This window comes from uncultured Alteromonas sp. (genome assembly GCF_963976965.1).
Taxonomy (GTDB): domain Bacteria; phylum Pseudomonadota; class Gammaproteobacteria; order Enterobacterales; family Alteromonadaceae; genus Alteromonas; species Alteromonas naphthalenivorans.
In genome coordinates this window covers 92861-109239 of the sequence record NZ_CAXBMP010000016.1, presented here as the reverse complement: position 1 = coordinate 109239, position 16379 = coordinate 92861, and the positions used below count along the sequence as shown (strand labels likewise).

17 protein-coding genes are annotated in these 16379 nt (G+C 43.2%); 8 read left to right on the top strand and 9 right to left on the bottom strand.

All coding sequences use genetic code 11. The features are described 5' to 3' along the window. Both AAC006_RS13420 and AAC006_RS13415 read right to left on the bottom strand, forming a co-directional pair. A partial coding sequence (locus tag AAC006_RS13420) for a DUF58 domain-containing protein (protein ID WP_339891638.1) occupies nucleotides 1–809 on the bottom strand: 809 nt, incomplete at its 3' end. A gap of 3 nt (nucleotides 810–812) precedes the next feature. After that, nucleotides 813–1724: a MoxR family ATPase gene (locus tag AAC006_RS13415; protein ID WP_126873882.1), complete on the bottom strand. Its 912-nt coding sequence runs from the start codon at nucleotides 1722–1724 to the stop codon at nucleotides 813–815. Between the two features lie 218 nt (nucleotides 1725–1942). Here AAC006_RS13415 and seqA point away from each other — a divergent pair, with 218 nt between their 5' ends. The 7 genes from seqA to AAC006_RS13380 all read left to right on the top strand — a co-directional run bounded on the left by seqA (nucleotide 1943) and on the right by AAC006_RS13380 (nucleotide 10566). Beyond that, nucleotides 1943–2680, top strand: coding sequence for a replication initiation negative regulator SeqA (gene seqA, locus AAC006_RS13410; protein WP_126873881.1), 738 nt, complete (start codon nucleotides 1943–1945; stop codon nucleotides 2678–2680). Nucleotides 2681–2707: 27 nt separating this feature from the next. Beyond that, nucleotides 2708–4357 (top strand): phosphoglucomutase (alpha-D-glucose-1,6-bisphosphate-dependent), encoded by a 1650-nt coding sequence (pgm, locus tag AAC006_RS13405; RefSeq protein WP_126873880.1) that lies wholly within the window; start codon nucleotides 2708–2710, stop codon nucleotides 4355–4357. A 217-nt stretch (nucleotides 4358–4574) separates the two neighbouring features. Further along, entirely contained in the window at nucleotides 4575–7052 is a 2478-nt protein-coding gene (locus AAC006_RS13400) for a glycogen/starch/alpha-glucan phosphorylase (protein ID WP_126873879.1), read from the top strand. Nucleotides 7053–7302: 250 nt separating this feature from the next. Beyond that, nucleotides 7303–8604, top strand: a complete 1302-nt coding sequence (locus AAC006_RS13395) for a bifunctional diguanylate cyclase/phosphodiesterase (RefSeq protein WP_126873878.1) — start codon at nucleotides 7303–7305, stop codon at nucleotides 8602–8604. 90 nt (nucleotides 8605–8694) lie between these two features. Next, nucleotides 8695–9732: a succinylglutamate desuccinylase gene (gene astE, locus AAC006_RS13390; protein ID WP_126873877.1), complete on the top strand. Its 1038-nt coding sequence runs from the start codon at nucleotides 8695–8697 to the stop codon at nucleotides 9730–9732. Beyond that, nucleotides 9725–10126 carry an HIT domain-containing protein gene (locus AAC006_RS13385; RefSeq protein WP_126873876.1) on the top strand — a complete coding sequence of 134 codons (402 nt, stop codon included), beginning with the start codon at nucleotides 9725–9727 and terminating at the stop codon, nucleotides 10124–10126. Before astE ends, AAC006_RS13385 begins: the two co-directional genes overlap by 8 nt. A 113-nt stretch (nucleotides 10127–10239) precedes the next feature. Beyond that, entirely contained in the window at nucleotides 10240–10566 is a 327-nt protein-coding gene (locus AAC006_RS13380; protein ID WP_013784663.1) for a heavy metal-binding domain-containing protein, read from the top strand. Nucleotides 10567–10701: 135 nt separating this feature from the next. Here the strand turns inward: AAC006_RS13380 and AAC006_RS13375 are convergent, their stop codons facing one another. From AAC006_RS13375 to AAC006_RS13350, 6 genes are all read right to left on the bottom strand, one after another. Further along, nucleotides 10702–10869, bottom strand: coding sequence for a DUF2897 family protein (locus tag AAC006_RS13375; protein ID WP_013784662.1), 168 nt, complete (start codon nucleotides 10867–10869; stop codon nucleotides 10702–10704). A 35-nt stretch (nucleotides 10870–10904) separates the two neighbouring features. Further along, complete coding sequence (locus AAC006_RS13370; protein ID WP_288388650.1) at nucleotides 10905–11588, bottom strand: M15 family metallopeptidase; 684 nt, start codon at nucleotides 11586–11588, stop codon at nucleotides 10905–10907. Next, entirely contained in the window at nucleotides 11585–12718 is a 1134-nt protein-coding gene (gene dapE / locus AAC006_RS13365; protein WP_288388651.1) for a succinyl-diaminopimelate desuccinylase, read from the bottom strand. The genes AAC006_RS13370 and dapE overlap by 4 nt, the downstream gene beginning before the upstream one ends. Beyond that, the gene (locus AAC006_RS13360; protein ID WP_288388654.1) at nucleotides 12712–13047 is read right to left on the bottom strand and encodes an ArsC family reductase; all 336 of its coding nucleotides are present in this window, start codon (nucleotides 13045–13047) and stop codon (nucleotides 12712–12714) included. The genes dapE and AAC006_RS13360 overlap by 7 nt, the downstream gene beginning before the upstream one ends. A gap of 96 nt (nucleotides 13048–13143) precedes the next feature. After that, complete coding sequence (locus tag AAC006_RS13355; RefSeq protein ID WP_288388652.1) at nucleotides 13144–13647, bottom strand: PTS glucose transporter subunit IIA; 504 nt, start codon at nucleotides 13645–13647, stop codon at nucleotides 13144–13146. Then, a complete protein-coding gene (locus AAC006_RS13350) occupies nucleotides 13647–14036 on the bottom strand; it encodes an ACT domain-containing protein (protein ID WP_288388653.1) in 390 nt (129 codons plus the stop codon). Before AAC006_RS13350 ends, AAC006_RS13355 begins: the two co-directional genes overlap by 1 nt. 427 nt (nucleotides 14037–14463) lie before the next feature. Here AAC006_RS13350 and AAC006_RS13345 point away from each other — a divergent pair, with 427 nt between their 5' ends. Continuing rightward, the gene (locus AAC006_RS13345; RefSeq protein WP_339891633.1) at nucleotides 14464–14829 is read left to right on the top strand and encodes a VOC family protein; all 366 of its coding nucleotides are present in this window, start codon (nucleotides 14464–14466) and stop codon (nucleotides 14827–14829) included. A 160-nt stretch (nucleotides 14830–14989) separates the two neighbouring features. Here AAC006_RS13345 and hppD read toward each other — a convergent pair whose 3' ends face one another. After that, a complete protein-coding gene (gene hppD, locus AAC006_RS13340) occupies nucleotides 14990–16063 on the bottom strand; it encodes a 4-hydroxyphenylpyruvate dioxygenase (RefSeq protein WP_013784655.1) in 1074 nt (357 codons plus the stop codon). Nucleotides 16064–16379: the final 316 nt, after the last annotated feature.

Sequence of the window (16379 nt, the reverse complement as noted above, 5' to 3'; positions counted from 1 at the left end):
AAATACACGTCGTCGCTTTTTTGTTCGCTAAACTGCTTTACCACCCAATTTCCTGTTTTAGCGACTTGCTTCCACGCTACGCGGTTTAACGGTTCGCCTTCAATGAAATCGGTGAGGGCAAAAAAGTCTTCATTACCTTGTCGGTCATCTTCTTTACCACCGACGGCATCTTCCGTGTTGTGAACAACTTCACACACCGGTCCAGCTTTGGGTTCTGGATACACGATGACTTTTACGTCGAAATCTAAGTGAGTCCAACAATGATACAAACCGAAGGGGTAGGCGCTTTTAAAGGTAATTCGAGGGAGTCTGTGCTCACCTCTAGTGTGAAGTAATAAAGGAACAGTCAGTCGCTGTTCTCGATTGCCAATATCAAAGGAGATAGTGCTCGTATCTTTTCGCCTAGGCAGTTGAAGCTTATTTATCTCAAGCCAATGCGCCTGCAATAAGCCTTCCGGCGTAGTTTTATAGTCTGAGTGCTTAATCCGATTGAGGGTAAGGTGTGCTGACGTATTAGCAAATACGGTTTTGGGGGAGGATGCGCTAAGGGCAATAGCCGCAAAATTTTGATAGCTGTAAAACAAAGTGAGTAACATTACGCTAAGTAACAAATAGCTTAATAACAGCATAAGGTTGTTTTGATAGTTAGTGCCTAATAGAAACAAGCACATACACATCACGATAAATCCCCAGCCAAAACGGCTCGGCAAAATAAACACCGAACGCATATTCAGAGCATGTGAAGAATGTGGCGGAATACGTTTGTCTAGCCAAGCGAGCCAATGCTTATGTAATACCTTTTTAAACATGGATTACGCCGCCAGCGGATCGATACTATCCAGTAAATGCTGACTTAGCGACGTGCCCGTATGTTCAGGGGTACTTGCACTAAGCCTATGCTCAGTAACGGCAACGAATATAGCTTGCACGTCATCTGGCGTCACAAAAGTTCTATCGTGCATATAAGCCCAAGCCCTAGCGGCCTGCAATAAGGCTCGGCTAGCCCGTGGCGACAACGGGGTAGGGTAGCGACCTTCTGCGCGACTTTCTGTCACTAAACGCAATATATAATTAATCACATCATCGCTAGCATGCACATGGGTAACCGCATCTTGCATAGTGATCAAATCGGTCTGCGATAAACACGAGGCTATCTGTTGCTGAACGTCAGTTGATTGTTTCAGCATGGCTTTTTCGGCTTCCCAGTTCGGAAAGCCCAGGGAAATACGCATAAAAAAGCGGTCTAGTTGTGACTCAGGTAGCGGATAGGTGCCAGATTGATAACCCGGGTTTTGCGTGCCGATAACAAAAAAGGGAGAAGGTAAAGCATGGGTGGTGCCATCAATACTCACTTGTCGCTCTTCCATCGCTTCTAACAAGGCACTTTGGGTTTTAGGGCTTGCTCGGTTTAGCTCGTCGGCAAGAACAACTTGGCTAAAAATGGGGCCGTGCCTAAATTGAAATTCACCATTGTGACTTTGATAAACGTTAACCCCTAGCATGTCTGATGGGAGTAAATCTGACGTAAATTGAATACGTGAATATTGAAGGCCGAATACATGGGAAAGTGCGTGGGAAAGCGTGGTTTTACCCATACCAGGTAAATCTTCAATAAGAAGGTGACCATGAGCTAGCAAACACGTTACCGCAAGTTTTAACTGTTCAGATTTGCCGATAATCTTCTGACTTAGCGCGTCATGCACTAATTGAATCTCTTTTCGCATGATAAAACGTTACCTTTTTAACCCCTTATGTATTGATAATAGCAACTAAAGTGCTCAAATAGCAGTTGACACCCATACAAAGGTATGAGCATGGTTATTTAACACGTTAAAAGCATCATTTTAATGTTGGTTTTAACGAATTTAGGGCTAGGTTAGAAATAGTGCTGCGCTGTGCGTATCGGTTGTCTATAATGGGGCATCTTGTTAAGGAAGTAGTTATGAAAAGCATTGAAATAGATGATGATTTGTATGCCTTTATCGCCAGCCAAACAAAACATATAGGCGAGAGCGCATCAGAAATTTTACGTAGGCTTTTATTGCCTGAAGACGGTGAAATAAAGGGTGCAAGCAACGCCTCTCTACCTGATGAGTCAGTACAATCGGCGAAAGCACCGGTTGCTGCTACCACTACCGCTAACGCCTCGGCGCAAAAGGCAGAAGCGAAACCAGCCACTAAACCGGTGGCCAAAGCGGCACCTAAAGCAACCGTTGCCAAAGCACCAGTGACGAAATCACCCGCTGCAAAATCAACAACTGCAGCCAAAGCGCCCGTTAAAAAAGACGTAGTGGCGCCAACGGTGACTGAAATAGAAAATCACAATAAAGATGATATTGTGGGTATGGTATCTCAAGATGCGTTATCGACCTTTACCAAACGTGTCGACCAATTCTTATTTATTCTAAGTGCTGCGCACAAGTTAAATAGCGATACCTTTGAAAACGTTAAATCGATTATTGGTAAAAATCGTACCTATTTTGCTACAAGCAAAGAGGCGTTGTTAGAAAATGGCAGTAGTACTAATCCAAAAGCCATTCCTGATAGCCCATTTTGGGTGGTCACCAACAACAATACCGCGAAGAAAGTAAACATGCTGGAACAAGTTTTGCGTACATTAGGGTATCAGCCCGATGTCGTCGAAACGGTAGTAAGTCGATTCGCCCCAGAGGGCAAATAAACGCTTAACTTAAAATAAGGACTTTTCATGGCTTTACATCCGCAGGCTGGTAAGCCAGCTGCACCTGAACAACTGATTAATGTGGCACAACTTGTTAGCCAGTATTACAGCTACAAACCAGACGCCGCTGCCCCAACTGAAGCAGTAAGTTTTGGTACTTCAGGGCACAGAGGATCGGCGTCGAACTATACTTTTACCGATACCCATATTAGTGCAATCTGCCAAGCACTGGTTGAATATCGTGAAGCAGAAGGTATTACCGGGCCGCTATTTATAGGTAAAGACACCCATGCATTGTCTGAACCTGCCATGATCACCGCCATCGAAGTACTCAGTGCCAACGGTGTTGATGTGGTAATTCAACGAAGCGACAACGAAAGCTTAGGTTATACCCCCACGCCGGTAATTTCCCGTACTATCATTCGTTATAACCGAGAAAACGCGGCGAAGTCTGACGGGGTAGTCATAACCCCATCACACAACCCACCCGAAGATGGTGGGTTCAAATATAACCCTCCTCATGGCGGCCCAGCTGATAGCGACGTGACGACCAAAATTCAAAATCGTGCGAACGCGCTTATTGCCGAAGGCAATAAAGACGTTAAACGCATCGATATCCGTTCCGTAAGAGCCCAGAAGTTAGTGCGCGAAGAAGATTTTATGGAACCTTATATTGATGACCTAGCTCAGGTTATTGATATGCAGGCTATCGCAAAAGCGGGCTTGAAACTCGGTACTGACCCCCTTGGCGGTGCAGGTATCGGTTATTGGTCTCGTATTGCGGATAAATATGGATTAGACATCACGGTTGTAAACCCTGCTGTCGACCCTCAGTTTGGATTCATGCGCCGCGATAAAGACGGCAAGTTACGCATGGACTGTTCAAGTGCTTTCGCCATGGCGGGCTTAATCGAATTAAAAGATGATTTTGACCTTGCATGGGGCAACGACCCAGATTTCGATCGCCACGGTATCGTATGCAAAAGTGCTGGCTTAATGAACCCCAATCATTATCTTGCGGTGGCCATTCAGTATTTATATACACACAGACCCGAGTGGCCAGCGTCACTTAAAATCGGTAAAACACTGGTTTCAAGCAGCATGATCGATCGCGTAGCGAATAGCTTAGACAAACCCCTTGCTGAAATGCCAGTAGGCTTCAAATGGTTTGTAGATGGTTTATCTAACAGTGAAATTGGTTTTGCAGGTGAAGAAAGTGCTGGTGGTATTTTCTTACAGCGAAATGGCGAAACTTGGGCTACCGATAAAGACGGTTTTATCCTGTGTTTGTTAGCTGCTGAAATTCTTGCGGTGACTAAGAAAGATCCAGGTGAACACTATCAGGCATTAACTGAGCAATTTTCATCGCCGGTTTATAACCGTGTAGATGTGGCTGCTACCTTAGAGCAAAAGCAGAAGTTATCTGCTATGGATGCTTCGGTAGTAACCAGCGATACCCTAGCTGGTGAGCCCATTACTGCCGTGCAAACCCACGCCCCAGGTAACAATGCCGCTATTGGTGGTGTAAAGGTTTCTACAGAAAATGGTTGGTTTGCAGCACGTCCATCAGGGACTGAACAAATCTACAAAATTTATGCAGAAAGCTTTAAAGGTGAAACTCACTTACAAGAATTAATTCAAGAAGCGGAAGCCTTAGTGGGTAAGATTATCAAATAAGGTCAAAAAACAACCTCTTCAAGGCGGGGTTTGTTAAATCAATGTTAAACGCCGGATGATTGCATACGTTTTCATCCGGTTTTTTGTTATTTTAACAAAATTATCACAACAAAATCGTTTAAGCACTGCTATATTGATCTCATATTGTTGATTTTTTCTGTAATTAAATTACATATTGAGTGTGCTTTAGTACACATCAACCAGAGTGAGACGCAAAATGAATGCAAAAGCTGCCAAAACGCAACCCTCTTCACCGCTAGACAAGACAGAGTTTAAAGCTGCTATTGTTAAGCACCTTCACTGTACGCTAGGTACGGATGAAAATAAGGCTAATAACCACGCATGGTGGAAAGCTACCTGTGCAGCCATTCAGGCTCAGGTACTAGAAGGCCTTCGCAAAACGCAAAAAAGTCACTACTTCAATGATACTCGTGCAGTACATTATTTTTCTGCTGAATTCTTAATGGGTAGATTGTTATCGAACAACCTTCAAAATTTAGGTTTGTTCGATGTGGCTAGTGGCGCATTAAAAGAACTTGGTGTTGAAATTACCGACATCATGGAAGAAGAGCCAGACATGGCACTAGGTAATGGCGGGTTAGGGCGCTTAGCCGCGTGCTTTATCGACTCACTTGCCACGATGGAATTGCCTGCAATTGGTTATGGTATTCATTATGAACATGGCCTTTTCCGTCAAGAAATTAAGAGTGGTGCTCAAATAGAACGCCCTGATAGTTGGCGCGATTACGGTAACCCGTGGGAAATCTGCCGCCCAGAGTCAATTCAAGAAGTGCCTTTATTTGGTTATGTAGAAACCAAATACGGCGAAAGCGGCCGTATTCAGAAAGAATGGCACCCTGGCTCAATTGTTAAAGGGATACCATGGGATATTCCTGTCGTTGGTTATGAAGGTAAAACCGTAAACGTGTTGCGTTTGTGGCAGTCAGATTCATCTGATTACTTCAATTGGGATGTATTCAACGCTGGTGGTTATGTAGATGCGCAGCGTGAAAACGTACAAGCAGAAACCATTTCAAAAGTACTCTATCCAAACGATGAAACTCAAGCAGGTAAAGAGCTTCGTTTAATTCAGCAGTACTTCTTCTGCTCATGTTCTTTAAAAGACATCATTCGCCGTTACAAGCGTGCCCATGGTGATGACTGGAGCCGCTTCGCTGATCAGGTTGTCATTCAATTAAATGATACACACCCAGCTATCGCGATTCCTGAACTTATGCGTATCTTAGTAGACCGCGCTGAACTAGATTGGGATCAAGCATGGGGTATCAGCACGAAAGTGTTCGCTTATACCAACCATACGTTGTTACCTGAAGCCTTAGAAAAATGGCCTGCACGTATGATTGAAAAAATCTTACCGCGCCATTTAGAAATCATCTATGAAATTAACCATAGATTCATGGCAGAAGTCGATAAGAAATGGCCAAGCGACAACCGCATTAAAGCCAAGCTTTCTATTATAGAAGAAGGCAACGAGAAAATGGTACGTATGGGCCACTTATCGGTTATTGGCTCATTCGCGGTAAATGGCGTAGCTGAAATGCACTCTCGACTCGTGAAGTCTGACTTGTTCCCAGAGTTCGATGCGTTATGGCCAGGCAAATTAACGAATGTAACGAATGGTATTACGCCACGTCGTTGGTTGAAAGCGTGTAACCCTGAACTTTCTAAATTGATTGATAAGAAAATTGGCACAGATTGGCCAAAAGACTTATACAAACTTGAAGCACTAGAAAAGTACGCTGATAACAAAACGTTCCAAAAGCAATTCATGCAAGTGAAGCTTAACAACAAGCAGTTGCTGGCTGATGAAATTCGAGAGTCGTTAGACATTGAAGTAGACGTTAACGCTATTTTCGATGTACAAATTAAACGCCTTCACGAATACAAGCGTCAACATTTGAACTTGCTTCATATTATGGCCTTGTATCGTCGACTGCTAGAAAACCCTGATTACGATATGGTGCCTCGCGTATTCATTTTCGGCGCGAAAGCAGCACCGGGTTACAAGTTGGCAAAAGATATTATTTACGCCATCAACAAAGTGGCTGATAAAATCAATAACGACCCACGTGTAAACAATAAAATTAAAGTGGTGTTCTTGCCGAACTACCGCGTATCGCTTGCTGAGAAAATGATCCCAGCATCAGACGTGTCTGAGCAAATTAGTACTGCAGGAAAAGAAGCGTCTGGAACCGGTAACATGAAGTTGGCACTTAACGGCGCTATTACCGTAGGTACACTTGATGGGGCTAACGTTGAAATTGCCGAAGAAGTAGGCGATGACAACATCTTTATCTTTGGCCTAACCGTTGAAGAAGTTCACGAGCTGAAGGATAACGGCTACAAGCCTTACGATTACTACTACCGTGATCCTGAAATTAAAGCGGTTCTTGATTGGCTTGAAACCGATTACTTCACGCCGGGTAAGCCAGGTGCGCTAGTGTCGATTAAGCAAAGCTTGTTAGATCATGGTGACCAATACATGGTGCTAGCAGACTTCCGTAGTTATTGCGATGCGCAAATTGCTATTGATGAGGCGTACCGTGACAAAGCGCGCTGGGCTAAAATGGCGATTATCAATACCGCCAAGATGGGTAAGTTTACCTCAGACCGTTCAATTAAAGATTATGTAGAACGTATTTGGAAACTTTCACCGTGTAAGATTGAAAACTAGTCTCAAGAGACTCAACAAAAAGCCCGGAAATGCTATGCTTTCCGGGCTTTTTGTTGTGATATATTTATCCAATTAAAATAAAAATAAATTAAAAATCAATAAGTAGCCGATTTAATGTAAAAAGGTCTGCAATCTATAATAAGGTATAGATTCATATACTGATAACACGTTGCGCTTAGTATTAAGTCGTGTTGAACTACCGTCTGCTTATTTTAAGCACCTAGCCGCCGTTTAGTGCAAGGAAACCGTCATGAGCCAACATCATAATTCGCTGGCTACACTTCCCAATCGATTTGCGTTTATCGACACAGTCTCGAAGTGTGGTGTATTGCATCCATCATTATCACTAATGCTAGTGGATGTAGTCCGTTTCTCAGACGTAACCACCAGTTTAGGGATTAATATTGGTGACAGGTTTCTGCTAGAAATTGCTAACCGCATCCAATCTTTGTTTGGTGGTGATATTCGCCTTGGCAGAATAAGTGGTGATGTATTTGGTATTGCGTTTCTCGGTACGCGAAGTTCAGGCCAAATGCGAGACATGTTCGAACGGCTTGTTGAGCATTTCAAAACACCCATGCATCACGATGGCCATGCATTCATCGCCGATTTTAATGTAGGTGTAGTGACATCAGAGGGTCAGGCCTTTGAAATTACGGCATTTGTGTCTCGTGGAGAAGCGGCACTAAAGCAAGCAAAAGAAAATAAGTACGAAAACTTTTGCCTGTATAATATGCAAGATAAGACCGATACGGGTCGTAGCCTTGCATTAAAAGCTGATTTAAAACGTGCGTTATCGCAAAATGAATTAGAGCTTTATTATCAACCTAAAGTTAACCTTCAAACCCTTGAAGTGATTGGGGCTGAGTGCTTACTTCGCTGGAATCATCCGTTAGATGGCGTACTGTTCCCAGGCCCGCTTATTGAAGCGGCAGAATCCTATAACATGATGAATGAGTTGGGCTATTGGACGTTAGAGCAAGCGTTTAGAAGTTTAGTTGATTTTGATTTTCACCGTTTGTCGCTGACCTTGTCTGTCAACATATCGCCTACTCAGTTGTATGATAATCATCTTATCCCTTCCTTGAAGATGCTTAGTAAGACCTACGCCATGCCGCTTACTCGTATAGAGTTAGAGCTGACTGAAGATGTAGCCTTGTCTAATTCACTGATGGTGAAAAAGCAGCTTGATGAGCTTCGCGCCCTAGGGGTCGCCATTTCGGTAGATGACTTTGGGAAAGGTTACTCAAACCTTGCATACATTCGAGATCTTGATTTAAGCGCGCTTAAAATAGATAAAACCTTTGTTATAGAATTAGCGAAACATCCTGTTAATCGTGCCATTATCGAAGCTGCAAAAATTATCGGTAAAGCGAAAAACTGTGATGTCATTGCCGAGGGCGTAGAAACCATCGCTCAACTGCACATACTCCGAGAGGTGGGTGTAACGATAGGGCAGGGGTATTTGTTTTCAAAAGCCATTCCGCTGAATGACTTTATTAGTCTAGCGCAGCAAGAAATCATTGTCGGTAACTCTCCTTTACGTGCCTAAATAAAATCCCTCGGTTACGAAGGGGCAATACGTGCATTCGCTTGGCTGAGTCGCTAAACTAGTGTTATTCAAGCTACTTTTGGTTTATGTATGCAACAACTTATCGAGCAAGGAAATTTTCTTTCTTTGTCTAGAACTCAACCTGAGTTATTTACCTCCTCTATTCAATTTACGTTAGGCAATGGTACTGACGTTGCTATCGCCGCTCCCGGTATTATTGCTTTCACGCCAACGGCGAAAACGTCTATCAATAAGCATGTTGTGTTATCTAGCGGCGTTCATGGAAATGAAACGGCCCCCATCGAAATATGCGACGAGCTGGTACAGCATATTCTTACTAACAAGCTTGAGCTTAGCCATCGTGTACTTTTTCTATTTGGTAACTTACCCGCAATGGATATTGCTGAAAGGTTTGTAGAAGAAAACATGAATCGGTTGTTTAATGGCGCCCATTCGAAAGGGGAAGGATGTAACAACAGTGAGCGCAAACGTGCTAAAGCGCTAGAAGAGGCAATAACCGATTTCTTCTCTGTGGCAGCTTCTGGTGATGAGAAGTATCACTACGACCTACATACGGCTATTCGTGAGTCTAAAAATGAAAAGTTTGCGGTCTACCCGTATTTGCATGGTAAAGCGCATAGCAAAAGCCAGCTTGGATTTTTAGCTGCGTGTGGTATTCAAACCATTTTGTTATCTGAATCAGAAACCACAACGTTTAGTTACTCGTCTTCTGTGCAGCATCAAGCGCATGCCTTTACCGTCGAATTGGGCAAAGTGCAGCCATTTGGTCAAAACGACATGAGCCGTTTCGAAGCAGCAAAACAATCAATTACTGCATTAATTTGTGAAGATGATTTCAGACCTGACGTTGATATAGACTCGCTAGATATTTATCGGGTGAATCAAGTTATCAATCGCCATCAAAACGATTTTACGTTGCATTTCGATGACGACACGCCTAATTTTACCGATTATGCTAAAGGCACGGTATTGGCGACCGAAACCGGCGCTACCTACACTGCACAGCAAGACGGAGAAGCGATAGTGTTCCCTAATGCTAATGTGGCAATAGGGCAACGTGCTTTATTAACGGTAGTCCCAACAAAGCTGGAGAAACTTAGTGTTTAAGTTAGATGCAAGGCTAGAGGCTGATACGTTCTTCATTCACGATTTACCCCTTTGTAGGGTATTACTAATGAATGATAGCCAGTTTCCATGGTTAATATTAGTGCCTCGTGTAGATGGGGTAACTGAAATCATTGAATTGTCAGACGCCCAACAGCAACAGTTTTTAAGTGAGTCGGCACAGGTGAGCCGTTTACTGCAATCGCAATTTTCACCCGATAAATTAAACGTCGCAGCACTGGGTAATGTGGTCAGTCAGTTGCACATTCATCATGTTGCACGGTATAAAAGTGATATCGCATGGCCAAAACCAATTTGGGGCGCGCAAGCCGTTGTGGCTTACCCTGAAGATAAAGCCGCTGCATTGGTAGATGTGCTGAAAAAGGCATTTTCTTGATAGGCTAGGGTAACCGTGTGCTAGGTGGCTAGCACTGCCGTGAATATCTTATGGTCTACTATAAGACCAAAGTATAAACTCAATTTTTAAAACAACTCAGCAAGGAGCAACCCATGATAATTTCAACTACGCCTACTCTGGAAGGCCAAAAAATTGAAGCCTACTATGGCATTGTGGTTGGCGAAGCCGTGATGGGCGCTAACATAGTAAAAGATTTATTTGCCTCTATACGTGACATTGTAGGTGGCCGTTCTGGTTCATATGAAGAAGAATTAACGCGAGCAAGAAAGCTAGCGTTTACAGAACTTGAGCATGAGGCTCGCAGCATGGGTGCTAACGCAGTTGTGGGAATAGATCTTGATTACCAAGTTATCGGTGACAAAGGCAGTATGTTGATGGTGAGTATTAGCGGAACTGCAGTAAAAACATCGCCACTTTAACATGTAGTAGGTAGGCTAATTCGGACAAAGAACCTGATTCAATGCCAGCTTAAACCCAGTTTTTAGCAGTTTGAATCTGGTTAGTCTTAATGTGATTAGTCTTAATGAGATTAGCCTTCCAGCAGGGCGACTGTTTTACCAGTCGTCCTCTTCATCTTCAAATCCATTCTTCTTTTGCTTATCGTCTTTCTTTTTAAGCGGCGTTGGAAATTTGAATTTAGCGCTGTATTTTAACAGCGTAATATTGCCAACCACCACGCCCAATACAATAACGATAATAATGACAACCCAAAGTGTATCCATCACTGTCTCCGTTAAAGCTATTTAGTTGTGAGAGCTTACCTAACCCAACTCGCACCACGATTTAACACGTAGCGATAGTAAATTTCATCAATATGCTCCAGCACAACGGCTTTACCGTCAATGCTACTATGCTTGATAGCGGTAGTCAGTGCAGCCAGCGAAAGCGCTTGTTCAAACTCAGTGGCAACAGCCCGGTGGCTTAGGTGCCAAAGCTCACATGCTACGCCGCCTTTATCTCCATTGAATGGGCGAAAGAACCCAAAGGTGCTCATATTCGCTTTAAGCCAATTAGCTAACAAAAAACAAGGCCCACCTTTACGATATTCGCTATCAACTAACGAAAACTTACCGTTCCATTGTTCAACCGCGTGCTTGTCATATACATCAAAGTCACTTCCCCAATGATGTCGACTACCGCCAGGCAACGCTGACCACATCAGTATTGCATGTAGCTTTTCTACGTCTGATAAACTATTCGGGTTTAATGTAGTGCCCTTGCTATCTAACAGCGCCGCTTCGCCACGCCATTTTCTATTCCAAATAGCACACTGTTTATCAAAGTGACGAAAGCTGCTTACTAAGCATAAATCTATACCGTCATCACGGGCAGCGTGTTGCATATTAACAAAAGCGGGTAGCACCCTAGCATGCAGGAAGTGTCCATTTCCTGCATCAACAAGGTGAGGATTGTCTTGCCCTAACCAGATAGCGGGGTTCATGCGAGTAGATTAACCAAAATACCGTAGTACATGTCGCTTAATAACTCTAGATCGCTCATTTTTACACATTCATCTATTTTATGAATGGTGGCATTTACTGGCCCTAGCTCAATAACTTGTGCGCCAGTCGGCGCAATAAATCGCCCATCAGATGTGCCGCCAGCGGTAGATAAAATGGTAGGCGTGCCACGTACATCGGCAATCGCTTTTTCAGTGGCAGTCAGCAGAGGGCCTGAGTCGGTCAAAAAAGGCTGGCCGTTAAACGTCCACTTTATGTCGTAGTCAAGTTCGTGCTTATCCAGAATGGTCGTAACACGATTAATGAGTTCTTGATCTGTCACTTCGGTTGAAAACCGGAAGTTAAAGCACACATGAAGTTCGCCAGGAATTACATTACCTGCACCAGTGCCGCCATTAATGTTTGAAATTTGAAAGCTGGTGGGCGGGAAAAACTCGTTGCCATTGTCCCAATGAGATTGAGCCAATTCCGTTAATGCAGGTGTGGCGCAATGCACTGGATTTTTCGCCAAATGCGGATAAGCAACATGGCCTTGAATACCTTTAACAGTAAGATCGCCAGTTAATGAACCACGTCGACCATTTTTAACAATATCGCCCACTTCATCGGTAGAAGATGGTTCGCCAACCACACACCACGTGATTTTTTCATTTCGTGCTTCAAGGGTATCGATAACACGAGTAGTACCATTAATAAACGGGCCTTCTTCGTCACTAGTAATAAGATACGCAATACTGCCTTTGTGATCAGGATAATCGGCCACAAATTTACGGGTTGCGACTAACATTGCGGCCAAACTGCCTTTCATGTCGGCAGCACCACGGCCATGTAAATAGCCGTCTACTTCAGTAGCCGTAAAAGGCGGGGTTTTCCATGCGCTTTCAGGCCCACTAGGAACCACATCGGTGTGACCAGCAAAACAAAAAACAGGACCTTCTGTGCCACGACGTGACCACAGGTTGGTGGTATCGTCAAACACCATGGTTTCATTGTTGAACCCCAAGGTACCTAAAAAATCTTTCATGGCTTCTTGGCAGCCCTCATCTTCCGGGGTAACCGAACGCCTATTCATTAGGTTTTTAGCAATGTCTATTACGTTATCGTTTAACAAAATATTTCCTCATACTGCGCAGGTTTAAAGCCAATATGAAACGTGCCGTTATGATTTAAAATAGGGCGCTTCACCATCGCAGGGTGTTCAAGTAACAAGGCGAGTGCCTTTTCGCGGGTGATATCTGTTTTATCACTGTCGCCTAGTTGACGATAAGTAGTGCCACGTTTGTTCAACATCACTTCATAACCAAGGCTGGCTTCGGCATTGGCAAGAAAATCGGCGTCTATACCGTCTTTTCTGTAGTCGTGAAAAGTAAATTCGATGTTGTTCTCAGTAAGCCATTTCTTGGCTTTTTTGATCGTGTCGCAATTTGCGATGCCATACATTGTTGTACTCAAAAGGATACTCCGTTACAGCGTGAAGTTAGTGTTAGTGCATAATAGGCTCGTTATTATACATTTTCAAAAAGGGTTTGAATTTGGCTAAATATAAAGGGTTAACAGCGTGTCGCTACCCGCATCAACAAATTTTTGATGCGTTGGTAGAACGCCTATTAATGCTTTGGCATTTAATAAGGTCATTATACAAATATTTTCCACGCCTTGTTGTTTTAGCCATGCGGAATTTACACTAAATAACATAGCACCGGCTTTAATCTGTTCGCCCTGTTTTAACTGAGTTAAAAACTGCGCCCCGTGCAGCATTTGGGTGTGTAAGCCATATTTGATTCGGCACTTAAGCCCAAAAGAAGATCTAATTTCAATTGAATAGTCTAGGGGATCTATTTTCATTACTGTTGCATTGAACGGGGAAACCACTTTACTGGAAGCGGTGATAAGCGCTAAACCTGGCCCCCATGCTCCAACATTGATGAGGTCATCATTAACGTGTTGCAGTAACACACATTGGCCTGAAACCGGTGATGCGATAGGAATGGCTTTTTTAAACTGTTCAGGAGGCGAGGTCAGTTGCTTTTCTATTAACACTACTTGCCCTCAAAAACCGTATAGCCTGCATTTTTTAATGCCTTTGTTGCATCAGCAAGTTTATTATCTTTCACAAGGAAAAAATCGGTTTCAAATGTCGATACAACAAAGATAGAGACTTTCACTGCGGCAAGTACCGCGCCAATCTGCGCCATAATACCTACCATAGATAAATGCAGCGGGCCGAGCAATTCAAGTGCTCGCCAGCCTTCGTCAGAATCTAGTGAATCTACATCTACATTCGATGGTATAACAATAGACAATTCATCTTCTGTTTTGCCCAAGAAAAAAAGCGGGCTTTGAAGTACATTTGCAGGAATTGCACTGTCGCCATCTAGGCTGTGGATCGTAAATGGTTGGGGAAGTACCGAGAGTGTTTGTTTTGGCATGAATAACCGAAAAAAAGGTTTCAATCAAAGTATCCACATTAAAACACTATCTGTGGTTAAGTGCTACGTGTTATCCACTTAATCTGTGGATAAGTTTGTTGAGTAGTTTGGGGCTTTTGTTTAACCTTATGAAATTAAACAATAAAATAAATTGTACAAACAATAGTCAGTGGATAACATTTACCTATTCACAAGCATTTTCCACAGCCTCTGTCTATACATATTTAAAAATTGTTCTGCTTATTTTGCAATTTCTTGTCTTGACACTGCTGTCTTTTATCCAACGTAATAAACCGGATCGCCACGTGGTTTTTTATCAATGGCTGTGCAATTATCAAAGAGTACTATATTTAAATACTGGGTTTACATACTAGGTTACAGACTGGCTTGATGACCTAATAATGCCAAACCTCAAAAGGGGAATGATATGAGCGATAGTTTATGGATGGATATCACCACTGAAGACGCTGATGCCCTAGCTGATTTTTATGTGAATGTAATGGGCTGGAAAAAAGAAGCCTTCGATATGGGCGGCTACAACGATTATGTGATGATGAAAGAAGATGGTAGCCCTGCTGGTGGTATATGTCACAAGCGAGGCTGCAATAGTAATATTCCTGGCGGGTGGGTGCCGTATTTCACGGTAGCCGAATTAGACTCAGCATTGGCCGCTTCTAAAAGCGCTGGTGGGCAGCAAATAGGAGATATTCGCCATCATGGTAAATCTCGCTTTTGTATTATAAAAGACCCTTCAGGGGCGAGTTGTGCACTTTATGAACAAGGCGAAGAGTAAAAGGGCACTACCAGAACACGGCAAGTACACGCTGAGGAAAGGAGGGGAAAGATTAGGAAAGGTTAGGAATACACAGGGTGATGTCAGCTTCAGGCTAAGGGGGCTGACATCACTAACACCACTATGTGTAAAATTTTTGAGCAAGCATTGATTAGGGCGACTATTTATTTAATACGCCGCGATTTACCTGATCCCGCTCAATCGATTCAAATAACGCTTTAAAGTTGCCTTCTCCAAATCCATCGTCTTCTTTGCGCTGAATAAACTCGAAAAACACTGGGCCAAAAACGGTTTCTGAGAAAATTTGCAGTAGCAAACGAGGAGACTCGCCTTCCGTGGTGCCGTCTAACAAAATACCTCGTTGTTTAAATTCTCCAACAGGCTCACCGTGGCCGGGTAAGCGCTCTTCTAACATGTCGTAATAAGTATCAGGAGGTGGGGTCATAAACTTCATGCCCTTCGCTTTAAGTTTATCTAAGCAGCTTATAAGGTCGTCACAAGCAAAGGCAATATGCTGGATACCTTCACCGTTGTATTGCATTAAAAATTCTTCGATTTGACCGCCACCGCCCACGGCTTCTTCATTAAGTGGAATTCGAATTTTGCCATCAGGCGCGGTCATGGCTTTAGATAGTAAACCCGTGTATTCACCCTTAATGTCAAAATAGCGAATTTCGCGAAAGTTAAACAACGATTCGTAGAATTTCGCCCAATGATTCATTCGGCCGCGATACACATTGTGAGTAAGGTGATCCAGCGTGTGGAAGCCACAACCTTCAGGGTGTCTGTCTACCCCTTCAATCCATGTGAAATCGATATCATAAATGGTGTTTTCGCCTTGATAGCGATCGATTAAATAAAGCATGGCACCGCCGATACCTCTGATAGCCGGCAGTTTTAATTCCATTGGGCCCGTGTGGGTGTCCATAGGTTGAGCGCCGCGCTTTAGCACTTCAGAATAGGCGTGCTGAGAGTCTTTAACGCGAAAGGCCATGCCACACGCTGAAGGGCCGTGTTCTTCGGCATAGTAAGAAGCGTGGCAATTTTTTTCATAGTTACTTAAAAGATTGATATCGCCTTGGCGCCACAGCTCCACCTCTTTTGATTTATGCTTGGCCACAAGGGTGAAACCCATCGCTTCAAACATAGGCTCCAATAAACCCTTTTTAGGCGCGGTAAATTCTAAAAACTCAAAACCATCTAACCCAATTGGGTTTTCAAATACGTCTGCCATTTTCTTTCTCGCTTACTGAAGTCACTGCCTTTGCGTTAGTTAATTAGTTTTTGATATTGAACCCACGCTAAGGCGATTGTAATTAGAAGAGATGATTGTAATGGTGAGGTAAATATAAGGGCAATAGAGTGTTAAAACACGACGAGAGCCGTTGTAGCGTATTAAGTGTAACGTTTAGTTTTCAGCTGTGTGAAAACGCAATTTAATCTGGTTTTTAACGGTGTAACCAGCTGAATTTAAATGTTTTATTTTTATTTATGGTCAACTAGGGAATGTTCATAAATACATACATTCAAAGAATTTCCCTACTATTATG